Origin of the sequence: Cytobacillus sp. Hm23, assembly GCF_051842895.1 — a bacterium.
Classification (GTDB): Bacteria; Bacillota; Bacilli; order Bacillales; family SM2101; genus Nanhaiella.
This window is the reverse complement of record NZ_JBPXRQ010000042.1, coordinates 1-19742: the sequence shown is the minus strand read 5'-3', so window position 1 is coordinate 19742 and position 19742 is coordinate 1. Positions and strand designations below refer to the sequence as shown.

16 protein-coding genes and 1 pseudogene are annotated in these 19742 nt (G+C 33.7%); 8 read left to right on the top strand and 9 right to left on the bottom strand.

What is annotated here, in order from left to right; genetic code table 11:
* Nucleotides 1-65 precede the first annotated feature (65 nt).
* From ACSVDA_RS20150 to ACSVDA_RS20140, 3 genes are all read right to left on the bottom strand, one after another.
* Nucleotides 66-1184 (bottom strand): hypothetical protein, encoded by a 1119-nt coding sequence (locus ACSVDA_RS20150; RefSeq protein WP_485885549.1) that lies wholly within the window; start codon nt 1182-1184, stop codon nt 66-68.
* 303 nt (nt 1185-1487) lie between these two features.
* A complete protein-coding gene (locus ACSVDA_RS20145; RefSeq protein ID WP_485885547.1) occupies nt 1488-2993 on the bottom strand; it encodes a leucyl aminopeptidase in 1506 nt (501 codons plus the stop codon).
* A gap of 58 nt (nt 2994-3051) precedes the next feature.
* On the bottom strand, nt 3052-3441 hold the full coding sequence (locus ACSVDA_RS20140) for a DUF309 domain-containing protein (RefSeq protein ID WP_485885545.1): 390 nt from the start codon (nt 3439-3441) through the stop codon (nt 3052-3054).
* Between the two features lie 210 nt (nt 3442-3651).
* Between ACSVDA_RS20140 and ACSVDA_RS20135 the strand changes: the two genes are divergently transcribed.
* Entirely contained in the window at nt 3652-4131 is a 480-nt protein-coding gene (locus ACSVDA_RS20135) for a divergent PAP2 family protein (protein ID WP_214481036.1), read from the top strand.
* Between the two features lie 192 nt (nt 4132-4323).
* On the opposite strand, the gene ACSVDA_RS20130 is transcribed toward ACSVDA_RS20135, so the two are convergent.
* The 5 genes from ACSVDA_RS20130 to ACSVDA_RS20110 form a co-directional block, all read right to left on the bottom strand.
* On the bottom strand, nt 4324-5037 hold the full coding sequence (locus ACSVDA_RS20130) for a 3D domain-containing protein (protein WP_485885543.1): 714 nt from the start codon (nt 5035-5037) through the stop codon (nt 4324-4326).
* A 225-nt stretch (nt 5038-5262) separates the two neighbouring features.
* Nucleotides 5263-5592 carry a YuiB family protein gene (locus ACSVDA_RS20125; RefSeq protein WP_320209528.1) on the bottom strand — a complete coding sequence of 110 codons (330 nt, stop codon included), beginning with the start codon at nt 5590-5592 and terminating at the stop codon, nt 5263-5265.
* 152 nt (nt 5593-5744) lie between these two features.
* The gene (locus ACSVDA_RS20120; RefSeq protein ID WP_320209529.1) at nt 5745-5864 is read right to left on the bottom strand and encodes a YuiA family protein; all 120 of its coding nucleotides are present in this window, start codon (nt 5862-5864) and stop codon (nt 5745-5747) included.
* 249 nt (nt 5865-6113) lie between these two features.
* A complete protein-coding gene (locus tag ACSVDA_RS20115) occupies nt 6114-6596 on the bottom strand; it encodes an NUDIX domain-containing protein (protein ID WP_485885541.1) in 483 nt (160 codons plus the stop codon).
* 277 nt (nt 6597-6873) lie between these two features.
* Nucleotides 6874-8097 (bottom strand): NAD(P)/FAD-dependent oxidoreductase, encoded by a 1224-nt coding sequence (locus ACSVDA_RS20110; RefSeq protein WP_485885539.1) that lies wholly within the window; start codon nt 8095-8097, stop codon nt 6874-6876.
* Between the two features lie 495 nt (nt 8098-8592).
* Here ACSVDA_RS20110 and ACSVDA_RS20105 point away from each other — a divergent pair, with 495 nt between their 5' ends.
* Together ACSVDA_RS20105 and ACSVDA_RS20100 are read left to right on the top strand one after the other, a co-directional pair.
* The gene (locus ACSVDA_RS20105; protein ID WP_485885537.1) at nt 8593-9585 is read left to right on the top strand and encodes an NAD(P)/FAD-dependent oxidoreductase; all 993 of its coding nucleotides are present in this window, start codon (nt 8593-8595) and stop codon (nt 9583-9585) included.
* Nucleotides 9586-9998: 413 nt separating this feature from the next.
* A complete protein-coding gene (locus ACSVDA_RS20100) occupies nt 9999-10874 on the top strand; it encodes a vanadium-dependent haloperoxidase (protein ID WP_485885535.1) in 876 nt (291 codons plus the stop codon).
* 732 nt (nt 10875-11606) lie between these two features.
* Here ACSVDA_RS20100 and ACSVDA_RS20095 read toward each other — a convergent pair.
* Entirely contained in the window at nt 11607-13316 is a 1710-nt protein-coding gene (locus tag ACSVDA_RS20095; protein ID WP_485885533.1) for a glycosyltransferase family 4 protein, read from the bottom strand.
* A 158-nt stretch (nt 13317-13474) separates the two neighbouring features.
* Between ACSVDA_RS20095 and ACSVDA_RS20090 the strand changes: the two are divergent.
* The 5 genes and pseudogenes from ACSVDA_RS20090 to ACSVDA_RS20070 all read left to right on the top strand — a co-directional run.
* A pseudogene (locus tag ACSVDA_RS20090) lies at nt 13475-14524 on the top strand (tetratricopeptide repeat-containing glycosyltransferase family 2 protein); the annotation flags it as partial.
* Nucleotides 14513-15643, top strand: a complete 1131-nt coding sequence (locus ACSVDA_RS20085; protein WP_485885580.1) for a polysaccharide pyruvyl transferase family protein — start codon at nt 14513-14515, stop codon at nt 15641-15643. The pseudogene ACSVDA_RS20090 and the gene ACSVDA_RS20085, both read left to right, overlap by 12 nt.
* Nucleotides 15644-15668: 25 nt before the next feature.
* Entirely contained in the window at nt 15669-16850 is a 1182-nt protein-coding gene (locus tag ACSVDA_RS20080; protein ID WP_485885531.1) for a GT-D fold domain-containing protein, read from the top strand.
* Between the two features lie 4 nt (nt 16851-16854).
* Nucleotides 16855-17964 carry a glycosyltransferase family 2 protein gene (locus ACSVDA_RS20075; RefSeq protein ID WP_485885529.1) on the top strand — a complete coding sequence of 370 codons (1110 nt, stop codon included), beginning with the start codon at nt 16855-16857 and terminating at the stop codon, nt 17962-17964.
* A gap of 685 nt (nt 17965-18649) precedes the next feature.
* The gene (locus tag ACSVDA_RS20070; RefSeq protein WP_485885527.1) at nt 18650-19351 is read left to right on the top strand and encodes a hypothetical protein; all 702 of its coding nucleotides are present in this window, start codon (nt 18650-18652) and stop codon (nt 19349-19351) included.
* Nucleotides 19352-19742: the final 391 nt, after the last annotated feature.

The following is a 19742-nucleotide window of genomic DNA, read 5'->3' as shown; positions in this document are numbered from 1 at the left end:
GTTAACTCAAGAAAGCTTGAATATCGGTAAATCAGGTGGGGAACATACTCCACCTGATTGAAAAATCAATCAAAAAAAATTTGGTTCCTAACCTCTTCAATGTCAAGTTTCCAAGGCTCAACGAATGAGTTTCTTGTAACATAGAAATGAATAATTTTTTGAACCGCCCCTAAATTTTTTCCATAATATTCAACTTTCAGAGGGATATCTACAATAAGAGATCCTGTGTTTTTTACAGAAGGTATGGGTGATGCTCGGGTAATCCCTTCTAAGGAATTAAATTTGTTGAAATAGTCCTCTGCAATCTTTCTTTTATCTCCTATTATACTTGCTGAAAATATATGTAAGTCACGTTGGTTGACACTGAACAAAAAAGAATCAATTAGCTCCATTGGAGAAATAGATAAAAAATATTCACCTGTGACGCCTGCTGCTTTTCGAACCATTAATTGATGAGAGAAATCTTCACTTCTTGATGAATGGGTTGTACTAGATTTGAAATGTATACAAAAGTGTCCAGGGAATCCATTGATTAAGGCACCACTTCCGTGAGGCATACCGTGCATTGAAGCAGCAATTTTCTGATGATCAGCCATAATTATGATTGCACGTCTATTCCAGCTCCACCTCCCATTAAATATTTGCTTCATGATTTTTGTATCCTCTTTAGTAATTGGCTGGACGTCAGCATGCTTACTGCCTGCTCTTCGTTGACCATTGAAAGATAAGCCCGTCTCAATATCAATAATTTTAAACGTACTATACTTTGGAATTATCTCATTAACTTGTTGCCAAGGAATAATCGCACCATAGTGCTGAGCTTTAAGTTTTTGTTGAATATCTTTAAGTTGTGAAACTAACTTACTTGGAATATTCCACTTTTTTTGCTGTTCAGTATTGTAAAGTTGCCAATTGCTATTTACATAAAATTTCTGGCTCACTCCATTACTTTTTATTACGACAAAAGTATCTGTTAACGGCATATGCTCTGTTGTATGCACACCCTTATTGTCTTTCAACTTTGAAATAATTTCCTTTGATTTTATCGTCATTTTACTCTCGTAAAGAGATGTTGGTGAGGATTTCACAATAATTGTTACTGTATGATTTTGCTTGGCCGAAGCAATCGAACTTGACATTCCAAAATTAATAAATATTATTACAACGAAAATCGTTAATCTCATGCTCTTCCCTCTTCAAATATTAATATATACCCAATTATTATTTACAAAATCATTATCGATACTCATAGTAAAACTTGGTCACATAAAAAAAGCTTGTAGAACTTTCGCTCTACAAGCTTTTATTTATTTCCTTATTCATTTCTTACACTGTAATTTGCCGTTTCAATTCTTTGCAACAGGCTGTTTTTGTATTAATTGTTGTTTTTATGTGGTAATTTAAGGGTACGAAAAGAGCATTGCCAAAAACCTCATTTAGCAGTAGTGATTTAGTAAAAGTAGCGAAGAAGCTTTGGCATGGAACCTTTAGTTACTACTGTCACTAAAGCGTTCAACAAATGTTGCTAGTGTTCTTACCATTACTCCTGTAGCACCTGCCGGCCCTAAATCATGTTGAGACCTAGTTGTTGCAGTTCCAGCAATATCAAGATGAACCCAAGGGGTATCCTCTGCAAATTCACCAATAAAAGTTCCTGCCATAATGGCATGCCCTTCCCGTCCAGGTGAGTTATTTAAATCTGCCATTTTACTATTACGTACTCTATCTTTGTCTTTTTCTGTTATTGGTAAACGCCAAATCGGTTCGCTAGCTTCATATGACGCTTCAAGTAACTTTTCAAACAACGGTTCATTGTTTGTCATAGCACCTGTCATATCTTCTCCTAAAGCAACGATAACGCCACCAGTTAATGTAGCAACATCAATGATGTAATTAGCTCCGTGCTGCTTTGCATATGTTATCCCATCTGCCAAGGCTAATCTACCTTCTGCGTCTGTATTTAGTACTTCAATAGTCTTCCCACTCATTGCAGTAATGACATCATCAGGTTTCAACGCATTACCACTAATCATGTTGTCAGTTGCTGGTATAACAGCAACTACATTTTGATTTGGACGTAACTCTCCAACCACTTCCATAGCTCCAAGTACGGATGCTGCTCCACCCATATCTGTTTTCATACCAACAATCCCATTTTTAGGTTTAATTGAATAACCACCTGTATCAAAAGTTATACCTTTCCCAACTAAGCCAATCACGTTTTCCCATTTTTCTTGTGCTTGATATTTAAGTACAATCATTTTAGGTGGTTCAACAGAGCCTTGATTTACAGCAAGGAATGCACCCATACCTAATTTTTCCATATCTTCCTTTTCTAAAATCTCATACTCAAATTCATACCTTTTCGCTAGTTCAATAGCATAATTTGCCATATCAGTTGCAGTTAGCATATTTCCAGGTAAATTTACAAGCGTGCGTGCAGAGTTTGTACCTTTTCCATATGCATATCCAACTGCCAGACTAGCCTCAATTTCCTTAACATCAAGTTCGCTATATACTGTAATATGTGTTAATTCTTTGTTAGGTTCATTCGACTTTTGTTTATAGTTAGCAAATTGATATGTAGCTAATGGTAACGCTTCACCTATGACATGCGATATATCAAATACATCGACATCTTTTGTTGCAAACGAATCTATTGCAATTGCAACCTCTTCAAATTTCTCATTTTTCAGTTGTTTAAATAATTTACCAAAAGCTTGTTGAGCAGTCTCAAATGTAAGTTGACCTTCTTTTCCTAAGCCAACGAAATAAAAACGCTTTATAGAGGATTTCCCTAATGTATGTACTTTTGAAATAACCTTCTTCTTTGCTGAAATATCTCCTTCCTTTAACATGTTAGTAATTTGACCTTCCAGAACCGTGTCAACCTCAGCAGCTAAGCCATTCAATTGATTATTTTTCTCAAATAAACCAATGACAATGACCTCACATGCTTGAGTAAAATCTAAATCATTTTTCACAATAAACATGTTATACACCTCCACATCTATGATAACGAATAAATTTACAAAAAGAAAACATTTCAAATTATTCTTCTCGTTCTTCATTTAAGTATAATAATAATGTAGGTAGTTTAGGTAAACGGTCAATGTTTTCGAAAGGTACCCGCTCCACATCTTGTGGTATAATAATAAGGCATTTTTCAATAAATTCATTGACTTCTTCCAAATCAATACCCCAATAAGATGGACGGTATTTTTGAATATATTGATGCCCTGCTCTCATCATTAAACGTGCGCCTTCTACATTTCCATAGCCATAATGATAAAGCGCTACTGTCATTTGAAGAAGTCCTTTTAAGAAGTAATTATGCTTTTCAGTCATCCATATTTCTTCAAGAAGGTCATGACATGTGTAATAATCTCCTTCATTAAATTTTATAAAAAATTGATAGTATTCTAATGGATAATTGGCCAAGGTATCTTACCTCCAAAAATCGTAAGCGCTCACACTTAAAAAAGGGATGAGCACATTAGCTAGTTCTTTTAGGTATCCCCTGACAAGTACCGATGTAAAGGAGCTTTTCATCTTCTAATACTCGATGGAGATGGGATACTGAAACTGGACATTTAGAAAAGCGTATCATATTCTTTTAATTATATCAGCAAGAAAGGGCGTTTTAGTCAAATGGAATTAATGTCAAATTTTCCTTTATGGTCTGCATTACTTGCAATCTTCTTTGCACAATTTGTCAAAGTTCCAATTCAGTTTTTTGCTACTAAAAAAATTGATTGGTCATTACTAACTAGTACAGGAGGAATGCCCAGCTCTCATTCGGCAGCTGTAACAGCATTAACGACAGGCATTGCTATAGAAGAGGGGTTTGGTTCACCTATATTTGCCCTATCGACTGTATTTGCTATTATCGTTATGTTTGATGCAACTGGTGTCAGACGTCACGCCGGTGAACAAGCAACTGTGTTAAATCAACTTGTGTCTGACTTCAATAAATTCGTTGGAGAAGCAAAATTATGGCCTAAGAAGCCTCAGGAAGAAAAGCGTAAGGAGTTGAAAGAATTATTAGGTCACCAACCTATTGAAGTGTTCTTCGGTGGCTTAACTGGAATTTTTTTAACGCTCCTTTTACAATATTTGATTAGTATGTAAAAAATGGTGACTCTATAATATTATGAGTCACCATTACCTTTATGTTAGGCTATTTATATTGATTATTATTTTTTGTCTAAACAATAAATTTGTACAAAACTAGAATTCGTAGTACCTTTCCTTACGTTTCAAACTGTCATGCTGTTCTATATGGTAACAATAACACAACAAAGCTTTTGAAACAGACTTTTCTTAATTTTTTGAATTTATATATTGTTGTCGGAACACTTGCATAGATTCATTCTCATTTAAGACAGTTAAATCTTGCTCAGAAAGCTTACCTGTTCCTCGTTCAATAATAAAAACTTCAACGGTTTTTTTACCCCATTCTTCATATACTTCTTCAACAGTTTCATAGTACAAATCAATTTTATTGCCTTTAATGGCACCGCCTTTATCCGCAACAACACCATACCCATATTCCGGGATAAATAAAATCGTTCCGATTGGGAAAACTCTTAGGTCTGCAGCTACAGTTGAATATAAATCTCTTTTCACCTTCACCCCAGAGTATGTAATGCCATATTGTGGGTGATTTGGTGTTTTTCCAGTTGATTCATAGCCTGCAGTATATCCTGTTGCTGTCACCTTCATTGACGGATATTTACTCCAGTCAAGATCCTCAAGACTTAGTTCCGCATTTACCTCTTCACTTGATGAAATTTCCGTTGGATTTACAGCGACTCGATTTAACAATTTAGAAGGTAAGCTTATGTTTCTCTGTAAATAATTATATTCCGGTAAAACTTCATCCTGTACTAAAGTAGATTTATGATAGTTATTTTGCATCCAACCGATAATTGACTTAGCCTCAACACCGGAAAATGACTGAAAAGTAACAAATAACGCAGCAACTAATAGCATGGTCATTACTGCTCTTCTAGTAATAGTTCTTAGTAAACTCATTTTTTATTTTTCACTCCTCTCACGAATCTATTACTTTCCAAAAAGAGAAAGAAATATTCATGAGGGAGGAAAAATTGTTGTATTTATAGGGAGTCTATTCCAATTTGATTGACGATGTCACCTATTTGAAACAATGAAATTTTAACGTTGTTGTTGAGAAATTCGATATGTAAAAATAACAAAAATTAACAAAAAAATAAGACCTCAAAATTTTGAGATCTCCTTTTAGAACATTTGATAACCTTTTGCCCGTAATATCTTTATTGTAATTCCTGAGCAAATAGCACCAATTAAACCGCTAACTAATATGATAATATCAGCTGGAGCTAACGATATTAAATTTTCATATAAATCTGTAAATGATGCACTTGGTTCAGTAAAATAATCTATAAATCTGACCTTATCAATAATTAGTATAAAAATAAGTGGGCTAATAATTGCCATAATCCAAGTCATTCGTAAAACCATATTTAGAAGGAATCCTATTCCAAAGAATAAAATAAAAAATAACAGTATTGATATGATTAAAACCGGTACACTCATTGGTACACTCATTTCAATTACTCACCTCCAACTACCACCATTAAGTGTACTGAATGATGATATAGAGGTCAAGTACAAAACACTTTAACGTAAATTCAAACTGAAGATTAAGGTAACAATACAAATGCACTTATTACTCAGCATATTCTATCGTATAATATTCATTATTTTTTTCCACTACCTCCACAGTTAGTACATGTTTCTGATCCACCTAATAATAGTTGTATATAACCTTTACCAGAACAATATGGACATTCTTTTTTCTCGGTTGAAATAGCTTCCATCAATAACACCCTCCATTTAGTTTTTATTTTAATTTAAATTTTCTGATAATATTACCAACAAATTTATTATAAGGAAAGGTACGTTATTGACGAAAAAGCACTTATGTAAGCGATTACAAAGGTATTTTACAACTGTATCCTTCTCTAATCACACTTTTTCAAATAATTAATTAAGGCTTAATTTTGTCTTTGTGCATTGTATGAACAAATCTCTCAGGAAAAATAGGGACAAGTTATACGAGCTTAACCTTATAGAAACAATTTATATTTAGTGTAACCAAATTGACTACCTGGGTTTATGTCGTCATACATCTTTCTGTTTTCCAATTCCATTTGTGAAAAACGAATGAGTAATATTGATGAATCTGGATCTTTCACTAAGTCATCAGGTGAGATAAATGCTGCGTCATACAGCTCTTTTTCTTGAATAACGATTTCTTCACTCTGAGCTTTTAATGAGAACAACACCATATTGTCACTTATGTCATTACTAATAACACCAGTTCTCAAGCCAATCATTCCTTCTATTTCACAAGCAATTCCCGTTTCTTCATAAACCTCGCGCAAAATAGCTTCATCTAATGTTTCATTATGTTCTACAAATCCAGCAGGAAAGGACCATTTATTTTTGAGTCCACCGTATTTCTTCTTAACAACAAGCCATTCGCCATTATTTGATGTGACTACACCTGCAACTGCTAGCCATACTTTCCCTCTTTCTTCTCTCCCCATATTTATACAACTCCTATGTTATTTATAGACTTGCTACAAACCCAATGCATGTATCTTATCTGACGCAAACATTAATTTTACATGCCATTTATATTTAGTGATAAATATACGAAAAGAACCTAAAAAAAAGCAATAGCACAAGTTTTATGCAATTGCTCTTTTTATGTTTGGCTAATTTTCGCATAGATTGTTGCATAGCTTATTGATCTATAAACACGCATACAACGTGTCCATTTCAATAAATTTAGCAACAAATTATACGACCAGAGCCTTATGTTTAAAATATATTAAATTTTCCTTTTTTCATTACTAATGACGGTCCACCTACTAAAAATAGTGCACGATTATCTACCATTTTTTTCATAAATGAAGCTTTTGAGCCTGTGATTTTCTTACCGAATACAACACCAATGGCATCATCATCACCTAATGAACATACTGTTCCTTTTATATCTGGTTTAAATTGTTCTAATTCTCCTTGTTCTCTTACGAGCACAGCTAAATTTTTGGCACACGTTTCACCTTGTTGCATTGCGATTTGGGCTGTCGGTGGATATGGGCGATTAATTTCTTCATTTATCATTAATGAACAATCACCCACGATAAATACATCATCATGTCCAGGAGCACGTAAATCAGCTTCTACTTTTACTCGACCACGCATTGATTCAAAGCCTGAATTTTCAACGATACTATTCCCACGAACACCTGCTGCCCATACAACAGTTTCTGACTTTATTTCTTCTACTTCGTCATCTTTTGCAACAATGATACCTTCTGTTGTACATTCTTTTATTGCAGTACCTATTTTAAATTCTACACCTTTACGTTCTAAATGACCTACTGCATATTCAACTAACTCTGGATCAAATCCTGGTAATACAGTTGGTGCTGCTTCTACACATATAATACGTGGTTTATGTTCATCAATATCATATTCACGACATAACTCAGGTATACGATTTGCTAGTTCTCCAACAAACTCAATACCGGTGAAGCCAGCTCCCCCTACAACGATCGTTAAGCGTTCATCACGATCTTCACTGTCATTATTATAGTTAGCAAATTGATATTCAATATGTTCTCTTATTCGACGAGCAGCATTAACATTTGCAATTGAAAAAGCATGCTCTTTTAAGCCTTTAATACCGAAAGTTTCAGACTCAAATCCTAATCCGACAACTAAATAATCATATGTTATTTCATTATTCTCAAGTACAACCAACTTCTCTTCACGCTTAATTTCTACAACTGTATCTTGGATAAAGTTAACTTTTCTGTTATCTATTACATTATTAATTGGGTAACGTACACGATCATGATGTAATGTCCCAGCCGATGCCTCATGTAACCACGTACTTTCATAGTGATAACTATTTTTATTTATTAACGTAATTTCAGCTTCGTTAACTCCTAAATATTTTTGCAGACGAACTGTTGTCATTAACCCACCATAACCTGCACCTAATATAACTATTTTTGGTTTTCTCAACCGTATCACATCCACCTTTAATAAATTATATTGCGGTTATACTTATCATTCACCGCTATGAGATTTTTTATCGTTTTTTCTTTATGAAAAGCTTGGTATCTACCAATATAGTAATTTTTTCCATGTTCATGAACAAAGAATAATGTGAATTTCTTCACTTACTTAATCAAAACACTATCAAAAAATATAGGTATGATAAGGGTTAAATTTGTCACAAAAATTTAACATATTTCCTATATTACATAATATTCTTTTTATACATGTTTTTCAAGCACAAATTCTACATTTATAAACTTAAGAATATTTAAAAAATAAGCTTTTTCTTCAACGTTTCGACAAATTTTACACTTTAGTCCAATAATGGAGTTTTTTAAACTGTCACAATTTAATAAATCAAAAATTTCTGCATTTATGCTTAAGATATTTTTGAATGCATGTGGTATGATAAATAGTGCAGAAACAAATATACTATTAAATGTAGCTTCACATATGGGGGGATTTGGTTTGAAAGAAGATCAAAAAGTGTATGACATTACCATTATTGGTGGAGGTCCTTCAGGATTGTTTACGGCTTTCTACGGGGGAATGCGGCAGGCTAGTGTAAAAATTATCGAAAGCCTTCCACAATTAGGTGGACAATTATCAGCACTATATCCAGAAAAGTACATTTATGATGTAGCTGGATTCCCGAAAATCCGGGCTCAAGAGCTAATTGATAATCTAAAAGAGCAAATGGAAAAGTTTTCACCAACCATTTGTTTAGATCAATCTGTAGACAAGCTAGAGAAGCAAGAAGACGGAGTTTTTAAGCTAATAACAAATAGTGAGATACATTATTCTAAAACAATTATCATTACTGCTGGTAATGGTGCGTTTCAGCCTCGGAGAATTGACCTTGAAAAAGCTACAGAATATGAAGGGAAAAACCTTCACTACTTTATAGATGATTTACAAAAATTCAAAGGTAAAAAAGTAGTCGTGTGTGGTGGAGGAGACTCAGCTGTAGATTGGTCACTAATGTTAGAGCCAATTGCAGAGAAAGTATCCATTATTCACCGTCGTGATAAATTCCGTGCACATGAACACAGTGTTGAAAATTTAATAAATTCAAAGGTTGACATAAAAACACCTTATGTTCCTGTTGAAATTATTGGTGATGAAAAGGCTATTAAACAAATTGTCTTAGAGAAAGTTAAAGAAGGAACAAAAGAAGTGATTGATGTAGATGACGTTATTGTTAACTTTGGCTTCGTTTCATCACTTGGTCCTATTAAAGAATGGGGACTTGAAATCGAAAAAAATTCTATCGTTGTAAACTCTAAGCAGGAAACCAATATTCAAGGTATTTATGCTGCTGGAGATATTTGTACGTATGACGGCAAAGTAAAGCTAATTGCTTCTGGCTTTGGTGAAGCACCAACCGCTGTTAATAACGCAAAATCATACATTGATCCGAAAGCAAAGCTACAGCCATTACACAGTTCATCTATGTTCTAAAATGAATGCTATTTTGTTAACTAAAATTCACCAATTGATATACTTTATTAAAATTAGCGATCAAACCAAACAACCATTTTTCCAATGTAGGAAAGATGGTTGTTTTTTTAATTATTCCTTATCCCATTAAGATTTAAACATGTAAGCCTGTATAGCGACCGTGAAATCTTTTCTACTTTGTTCATGATGGAATTTGTAAAAAACTGATCTTACTGTCCATTTTTAGTAATAATAGTAACAAATTTTACGAAAAAAAGCTTTAATAAAGGATAGTCGAATTCTTAATATGAGCAACTACGTCATTGTTCATCTATTAGCCGATTTTATCAATTTATCACACGATAGACTAATGAATCAAACCTCTATGTTTATTATTGAATAGACTAGTAATAAAAAGAAAAGAGGTGAATTCATTGAACTGTAACTGTCTATTTAATTCTTGTGAATGTAAATGTACGTATGAAAGATGGAATGAGATTCCTTATGCTGGAGAAAGTGAACCTCCTAAAAACCCTGAAGAACCATATGCAGGATCATGGTCAACATACTATATTAAGCGATGTGGCAATCAGTTTATTACTCTTCCAAACAAAGAACCGATCTATTTCTCTATTAAAAACCCAAATTATATTGATTGGAATGAACAACTAGAGAAAGTATTAGAAGTAAGAGATAACTTAGATGATCACAAAAAAACTGTAGCCAAATATTGGGGTACTGGTGTTGCGACGAAGCAATGGACACCAATTATTGACCGACTCATTGACACATATGGTGTAACAGCACCTAGAGCTGCTAGAATATTGGGTGCGGTGCAAAGTGCCATAAATGATACATTTGTCATTACTTGGTTTTATAAATTCCTTTGGCTTGTAGCAAGGCCTGATCAGCTAGACCAAGAGTTAGCAACCGTTGTTTGTACACCAAGACACCCTACGTATCCTTCAGGGCATGCCGCTGTTGCTGGTTGCGCTGCAGAGCTGTTGAAATACTTTTTCCCAGGAGAATCTTTAAGATTAGACGAATTAGCCGAAGAATGTGCCATTTCTCGATTATATGGGCTCGTTCATTTCCCTATTGACAATGATGAGGGACTAAGCCTAGGTAGACAAATCGGTCAAGTTGTTGTTAACAATCTTAAGAAGGAAGTTGACTCACAATGTGACCCAATTGATACGCCATATGAGGATAACCTACACGCAGATCTCATGCCACCTCCATATGAACAAGTCATTCCATTTGATTTCAATACTGAGTGCCAATCATTAGTCATACCTGACGATGAATAATATGAATAACATACAACAATCCACATTCCCCCAGTAAAATCACTGTATAGGACAGTTCCTATACAGTTTTTATTGTAAATATTGTGGATATTGTGAATAAACTGTGGATAACACTGTTAAAAAGTTAACACTTATCAAAATATTAGGTAAAGTTATTAAACAAAGTAGTGTGACACGTTTATCAAAATATCTTCACAGTATAGATTTTATCAATAAATTTTCTGTATATTAATAATTTTATTAATGTTATTTCATATTCTTTTTTCCTACTGAAAAAGTGATAGTTAAGCCATTTTTGTATACATCAAATTGGTTAACTATGGATAAAACTGTTATTCATGAGCTTTGAGAATGAATTAGTTCCCTAGAAAGGAGAAGTTCAATATATATTCCCAGTATATATTGAACAAAACTGTGGATATTGTGCGCAAACTGTGGATAATAATGTTAATAACTTCAACCTGCTAAAGAATAGCATGCCAGCTTAGGTAAAATACTTACTTTACCTTTAATACACGCTATGTCCTCATTAATTGTTTCTTTTCTTAAATAGAGCTAAATACTACTATAAAAATCATATTATACACACCCGTTACCCAAATGTAGGTGATAAAAAGCAGCAACGTTTAGGAAAAAATAATATCAATAATTTCAAAGAGAACAAAAGAGTGTAGTAAATACCTTTCTCTACACCCCAAGGATGTATTTTTTATTGTCGTTAAGATTTACTTATTACAATGATAATTTATTAATTTCATAAATGTATTCAGGATACGAAACTGCATCTCCTAAAATGGACATCTTCCAAGTATTTGTTTCATTTGCATTTTCCTTCTCTAGAAGTTTGTTTAGAAAATATATTTCAGAGAAGTACTTATCTTGAAATGAATGGTTTCTTAATTTCTTTTTCGCTTCAAATCTCCTTTGAAGGCGGTATAAACTTAACAACATCCAGCGGAAGTATACTGCTTGAAGCTGTGGATCCTTCGTTTCATCATATAGCGAAGTAAAGTCCTTTAATGCTTCTTCAAACTCTCTTTCAATAAAAGGACGATACCCTTTATGATTAAGTAATATTTGATTATGATCGGATTGAACAGGACTATAGCAAATATCTTCAACATGATTTTGTATATATTTATGGGATGCGACGACTTCCCAACGAGCAATTTTTAAGGAGCTATCAATTTCGTATACGACTGGAACTTTTATTACAGATGCTTTTGTTATATTTAATAGTTTAAGAAATTTAATATAATCACTCGGATTGATAAATGCATCTTCAGAAATTTCTATGTTCCAATCTTCCTCTGTATGTTGTCGCTTTACTTCAAATGATGCATTCTTCTTATAATAATCATAAATTTCATCTATAATCACATGCCATTTAAATTGCTTGGCAGTAGACAGTCCATTCGTTATAAGTAAATCAGCTAGTTCGCCGTCATCTAACACTTTTTTTATTTTATTAGTTAAGTCTATCGAGTCCCTAATTCTACATAGTAGAACATTCTCTCGGTCAATAGCATATTCAAGTACGCCATCATTTTCAGTTGTAATGACAGGACAACCACAAGACATCGCTTCTAATGGTGGAAGAGAAAAGCTTTCGTAATGAGATGCAGATACATATAATCTCGCCCCTCTATATAACTCTGCGATTGTGCTTTGACTAGGCCGAACGAAGGTTTTTGTAACCTTATTTCTCATGTCGTTCGACGGCTCCTCAGGCGTTATCCAAAACAACGATATATCATATTCTTGTTGAATCGCATTATACGCTTCAATAATATCACGGATACCTTTAAAAATAGCAGATTCTGCACCTATCATTAGCATATATGGTTTCTCTGTTTTGAATGAAGAACTTCCTTCGTTAAAGATGCTTTCATCTATTGCGTTATGAATGACACTTGCTTCTCGACCATAAATTTTATTTATCAATTTAGCAGCACTTTTCGATACTGTGAATATAAATAGTGGCAGTTCATATTGACGTTTAATAAATAACTTTAACGTGTCATTCATACCTTCATAATCAAACAAGTGAAAGTCACCTTGCTCAAAATAAACAACTGGCGCAATACCTGTGTCAATACAGGATTGAATATGATCCCAGTATGTTGCAACAATAACATCACAATTTGGAATTCCTTTTGCTAATTCTATCGTAAATGGAACTTGTATATAAGTAGCATCAATAGGATACCAATGAGGTTTTTCAAAATGTGTCACAATTGTAACTTTAAAGCCAAGGCGTGTTAAACGATTAACATGTTCAAAAATAATTTTTACTCCTCCACTTACAGCTACACTAGACATAACATAAACGATATGAAATGAGTCTTCGGCTTTGTCTTTTTGGCATAAAACCTGTTTTTCAGACATGTGTTGTTGAGCGAGTCGCTTGTTAAATTCTTTTAATTTTAGTTCTTCGTACATACTAGCCTCCTTACATATAGTTGATGAAAAAATTATATTTCATATGATTTATCATATTAATAAAAATGATAAGGGTGTTGTCTTGAGGCTCAAATATCACATAAGAATGGTGCAAACATATTATGTTGTATTGATAAATCAAAATAGGAGGGCGATCAGTGGTTACAATCAGTTTATGTATGATTGTTAAGGATGAAGAACAAACACTTGAAAATTGTTTAGCAAGTGTCAAGGACGCATGTGAGGAAATTATTATTGTGGATACTGGATCTACAGATAAAACGAAAGAAATCGCTGCAATATATACAGACAAAATCATTGATTATGAGTGGATTGATGATTTTGCTGATGCTAGAAACTTTGCTTTTAGCCATGCTACTAAAGAATACATCCTTTGGTTAGATGCTGATGATGTGGTTCAGCAAGAAGATTTAAAAAAATTATTACAGCTTAAAGAAACTTTAGGTGATTCTGTAGATGCTGTATCTATGATCTACAATATCGCCTTTGATGAGTACGGAAATCCAACGTTTAGTTATAGAAGAAATCGTTTAGTAAAGCGCGTAAATCAATTTAAATGGTTCGGAGTTGTGCATGAGTATTTAGCAGTATCAGGAAATATTTTCAAATCAGATATTGCAATTAGTCACCATAAACATTTAAAGGAAAATGATGTGAGTGAAGGAAGAAATCTAAAAATTTATGAAAATCGTATTAAACAAGGAGAAAGCTTTACTCCTAGAGATTTGTATTATTATGCTAATGAACTAAAGGACCATCAGTTTTACCAAAAAGCTATTAGTTATTATGAAGAGTTTTTAGCTACCAAAGAAGGCTGGGTGGAGGATGAAATTAGGGCATGCCTCAACTTAGCTGACTGCAATAGTCATTTAGGCGATGAAGATGAAGAATTAAATTGCTTATTAAAATCTTTTAAATATGACTATCCACGTCCAGAGATTTGCTGTCGTTTAGGGAGCTACTTCATGGAAAAGAATGCTTATGAAACAGCAACCTTTTGGTTTCACACAGCTCTTCATAAAAGAGATACAAATACCGACGGATTTCAACAACCTGCATACTCTACATGGTTTCCTCACTTGCAACTATGTGTATGCTATTGGAATTTAGGTGATGTAGATCAGTCTATTAAACATAATAAGGAGGCTGAGAAATATCGTCCGAATGATGAAAGTGTGAAATATAATCATCAGTTTTTTTCAGAATTAAAGGGAGAAAATACAATTAAAAAAGTTTTATATGTCGGATGGATTGGTTATAAAAACCTTGGTGATGATTTGCTTTGGGATCTTTTCCGATATAAATTCAATGAAATATTAGCTGATAAAGAATGGGAGCTTAAAGGTACTTATATGCGCACATCAATCGAAGAGTATAACCTTGATTCATATGATTTAATTGTGTTAGGAGGTGGCTCTATTATTAGGGATAACATTCCTTTGTTATATGAAGCTATAAAAAGAGGTAAGAAAGTAGTTATTTGGGGGTCAGGTATAGATTTAATTCAATTAGACCATATTCCATTATTATTAGAAGGAAAAAGAATTAACGTCGATAAATACTTTACGAAAGATATCCAGAAAAAATTTATAGAAGTCATAGAGTATGCTGAATTTGTAGGTGTTAGGGGACCGTTAACGTACGAAATTATTAAGCAGATGGGGGCAAACGAAGATAAAATGATGATTTGCGGAGATCCTGGGTTCCTTCTCTCAGAGAGAACTGCATACAAAGAAGAGGATAAAGTATCTTTCCCATCTACAAATAAAGTAATTGGAGTTAATTGGGGAACATCTTTTAACCGCATATACGGAGAAAATGAGCGTCAGCTTGAGAATTCATTAGTGAACGTAATAAAATCACTCATCAAAAAAGGCTACAAAATTCACTTATATACGGTCTGGGATCAAGATATTCCAGCTTTAAAATCAATTTATCATAAAATAAATGATCAAGAAAATGTTATCTTGGACACAACCCTCTATCATCAGGATGCGTTAATAGACCTTATATCAAATTTTTCTTTCACAATCAATTTTAAATTGCATGCAAATATTATTTCTATTGCTGCGGATACACCTCCAATCGCCTTAGCATATCGATTTAAAGTTTTTGATTTTGCTCACTCCCTCAATTTGGAGGATTTCGTTATTTCAACTGATTCAACAGACCTCGAAACCAAAATAATGGAGTTAGAACTTTTTATAAGTCAAGATAGAACAAACATTATTGAAAAAATAAAGAAAACAGAGTTAGAATATATGCATTTAATTAACAAGCCGTTTGATGAAAAGTTATACCTTTAAGAATGTGAAAAGGAATGAAAAATAGATGTATAACATATCGAAGAATGAATGGCAGAAGCTTAAGAAGTATGGTCATGTTGAAGTAGGTAACAACAAAAACTATGCTGTTGAAGGCTTATATTATGGTGGCGACAAGATTGTAGAGGAAAGTTTAGATAAGCAATATATTTTACCATTTAGCATTGAAAACATCATTGACGCTGGAATGAAACAGTTAGGTGAGGAAAGAATCAAGCTGAAAAACGCAGAGCATATCGCTAACGAAATAAGAGAGGCTCTAAGAAATGGAAAGGGATATTCTCTTGTTCGTATTGGGGATGGAGAGTTAATTTTTTTGTCACATGACCTAATCAATTCAAGTGAGGAAATTAACAAAGAACCTCGACTCCAATTTCTTTCTTATGCAGGAGTTACCTTACCTGATCATGAAACAAGAGATTTTTTAACAGAAAAATTATTATTAACAAATGCAATAGGTGTGCCAATCGCGAGGTATCCTACTTTTCAAAACTTATTTATAAAGCTAGTGAACTACCATAATTGGAATTTAAAGAAAATGAACGTAACGAGTTCATTTATTCATTTTGAGCTTTGTCGATACACAACACTGTATCATGAGTTATTACAGCACCACCGTGTATTGTTAGTTGGAAATAAGATGGATGAGGGAAGAAAGTATTTTGAAGACATTGGTTACGAGAATATAGTTGGTAATGTTCCCGTTTTTGGGGTAAAGGATGTTTCAAATGTCATTGCTAGAGCAACAGAATATGAATATGACGTGGTGTTCGTCTCAGCGGGAATTGCTGCCAACCTAATATGTGTAGAGCTAGCTCAAGAAGGGAAAATCGCTATAGATTTTGGTCATTTAATTGATTCGTTAATAAACAACAAAGCTCATATTTTATCTTTAGATAACGGTTTACTTGACGTAAGTAAATGCTCTGATATCGGATATTATTATGTCAATTGGGGTGATTATAATACTGCAGTCTATTGGTATGAGCAGATTCTTAAAATGGAAAACGTGTCTTCCGAATGGATGAAGATTGCACACCTACAGCTTTGTGTTTGCCACTGGGAATTACATGATCTTCAAAAAGCTAATGAGCATAATGAACATGCTGAGACTTATGCCCCGAATGACCCGAGCGTTTTGCATAATAAGACTTTTTTCAAAGACATTCTAAATAATAACGAGGGGTGAATTTATGATCAGTGTTATTCTACCTGTTTACAATGGAGAAGCATTCATTAAAGAAACTATTGAAAGTATCTTAAATCAGACAGAGGAAAATTTTGAGTTAATCATCGTAAATGACGGGTCCACGGATAAAAGTGAAGAAGTGATAAAATCATTCACAGATCGAAGAGTACGTTATTTTCTTCAAGAGAACAAAGGGGTCGCTGCGGCAAGAAATAAAGGGTTAAGTCATTGTAATGGAGACTTTATTACTTTCCATGATGCTGATGACCTGTCGTTGACGAATCGATTTGAGAAACTTTTAGAAGGATTCTACGGAGAAGACATTGTCTTTGTTCATTCAGATATGCTATTAATTAACGAATTTAATCAGCCAGTCGGTTATTGGCAATCGAATAATATTCATCCTTCAGAACTGTTTTCTTTTTTTATCAATGTAGGTACTCCTTATAATAATGGTACGATTATGTATAGAAAAGAAAAGATAATAAACAATAAAATCCCACCATATGTACTCGGCGAAGATACTGCATTTGTTATGAATATTGCCGTCAATTACCCATCCTACCATATTCCAGAACCAATCTATTTATATCGTCGGCATTCAAAGAATGCATCGCAAAACATTAGCTACGAGACGCTTGTACAACACATTAAAGAGTTCTTAGCTCAAACTGAACCTAGTAAATTTTTAAAAGAAATTGATTGGTCTGATGAGCCAAAGGAAAGAAATCAACTAAAGGCCAATCTTATTGTGGGTGTAGCGCTTTCGAAACGGGGATTATTCCCTGAAACGGTGAAGCTATTTGATGAATCAATACCATTCATAATTGATCAGAAGGATAGAGATTTTTTTGAAGGAATGAAAGCATTGGTAGAAAAAAGGTTTCATGATGCAGAGAATATTTTTTCCCAGTATGAAGAGAAGGATCATATTATAGAAAATTACTGCGGTGAAGCTTTATTGCACCAACACAAATACAATGAAGCGTATATCCATTTTTTAAATGCACTAAAGCTCAAAGCTGATTATGTGACCCCTACACAAAATTTAAAAGCTATCGGTCAAATGATCGGTCTTAACTTAGTGGATAAATATAGAAATAAATATTATTAGTTACTGTAGGGATTTAATTATTATTGTTTACTAAGAAAAGTCACATATATACAACTAGCATTCGTAGCATCTTTTCTTCTATATAATGATGACTGCTGTATGGCAACATATCTTGCTGTTCTAATTTCCAGTTAAAATGTAGGTAAAGAGCATCATTACAAGAATTCGAATACAAAAACATTATATATAGTTACTTTTTATCAATCACCCGCTCTAATTATTTCCTCTCATTAAATTCCAATATTCTCGGTACATTAATACCTTCCCTCCTTTTATCGTTTTTTTCCTTGTACTTTTACAAGTATTTTAGTTTGCTAAGCTATTACATTTGTTAAGCTATGACTTATTAGTAATGACACATAAGTTCTTAGTGATTGATGCTTCTTAATAAAACACTCACCTTTAATCAATTCAACATTTTAAAAAAACTTCAAGCGTTTCAAAGAAAATTTGCACCATAAGATGATATAGATTCCATTTCTAAAGAAAGATCGGCGACTGAAAACAAAACATTTATGTAATTTTAATAGTTTATTGCTGATCTGCAAAAGAATAAAGCCTTTGTTTTTCTAATTACATGCCCTTTTTTAAGTTATTTAATATTATTTTTACAGCTTGTGGCTATTCTACCCAACCAATTATTTAAAACGAACATAGACTAAATTAGAACAAGGAGGTGTGAAGAATGTATTATAGTAGTAAAGATGAAGATTGCAAGTGTAAAGTCGTTCCACAACCGAAACCAGGGCCACAAGGACCTCAAGGAAAACCAGGACCTCAAGGACCACCAGGACCACCAGGACCTCAGGGACCTACTGGACCTACTGGACCTACTGGACCTACCGGACCTACTGGACCTACTGGACCTACTGGGCCTACTGGACCTACTGGACCTACTGGACCTACTGGACCTACTGGACCTACTGGACCTACTGGACCTACTGGGCCTACTGGACCTACTGGACCTACTGGACCTACTGGACCACCTGGTACTCCGACCGTCTTTTTAAATACAGACCAACAAGTCGATATAGGTGCAAATGGTTTCTTAGGGTTGGGTACCTTTAGTAATACTTTTCTTAACAATTCAGTAGTAGTACCACAGCTAATAAATAATATCCAACTGACTTTCAATATTCGAAATCAAGTTTTACAAAATGCGAATCAATCAGTAAGGGCAGAGGTTTTTTCCTCTGATCAATGCGGTGGTAACCTGACAGGTACAGGAATTTTTGTATTACTATCAGGTCCAACTCTTGATTGTTGCGCCAGTGCATCTGGTCCTGTTAACCCTATTCCCGCTTGTAGTCTACTATCGGTACAAATTCAGAACAATTCAGGAGTAGCATTGCCTTCTGGTGTTGCAGCAACTGTCACTTTATCTTAACAGAAATAAAGGGAAAGAATTTATATGCTCTTCCCATACTTTTCTTTAGGTTCTTTTGAAAATTTGTTTTAGATATAAATTAATACTTTGATATAATAAGGTTCTGTATAGACGAACATTCCTTGAAAATTATGCTTAGAGATAGAGTGTCTTGTTAAAGACTTGATTATTTTATAACTATTAAATCAAATTTAAAGAGCTCTGTCTCTATCCTTCATTTTATTTCGGGAATTATTCAATCATACTGATCCCATGAGTTAATTACATTTTCGGGTTCAACGTCAAATGTTGGGGTGAAGCAAGTTCTCTTCGCCCTATCCAACATGAACACCCACTTTTTTATACTTATGAGCTAATAAGATTTTAGCTCTAAAACGCTTGAAACTTCTAA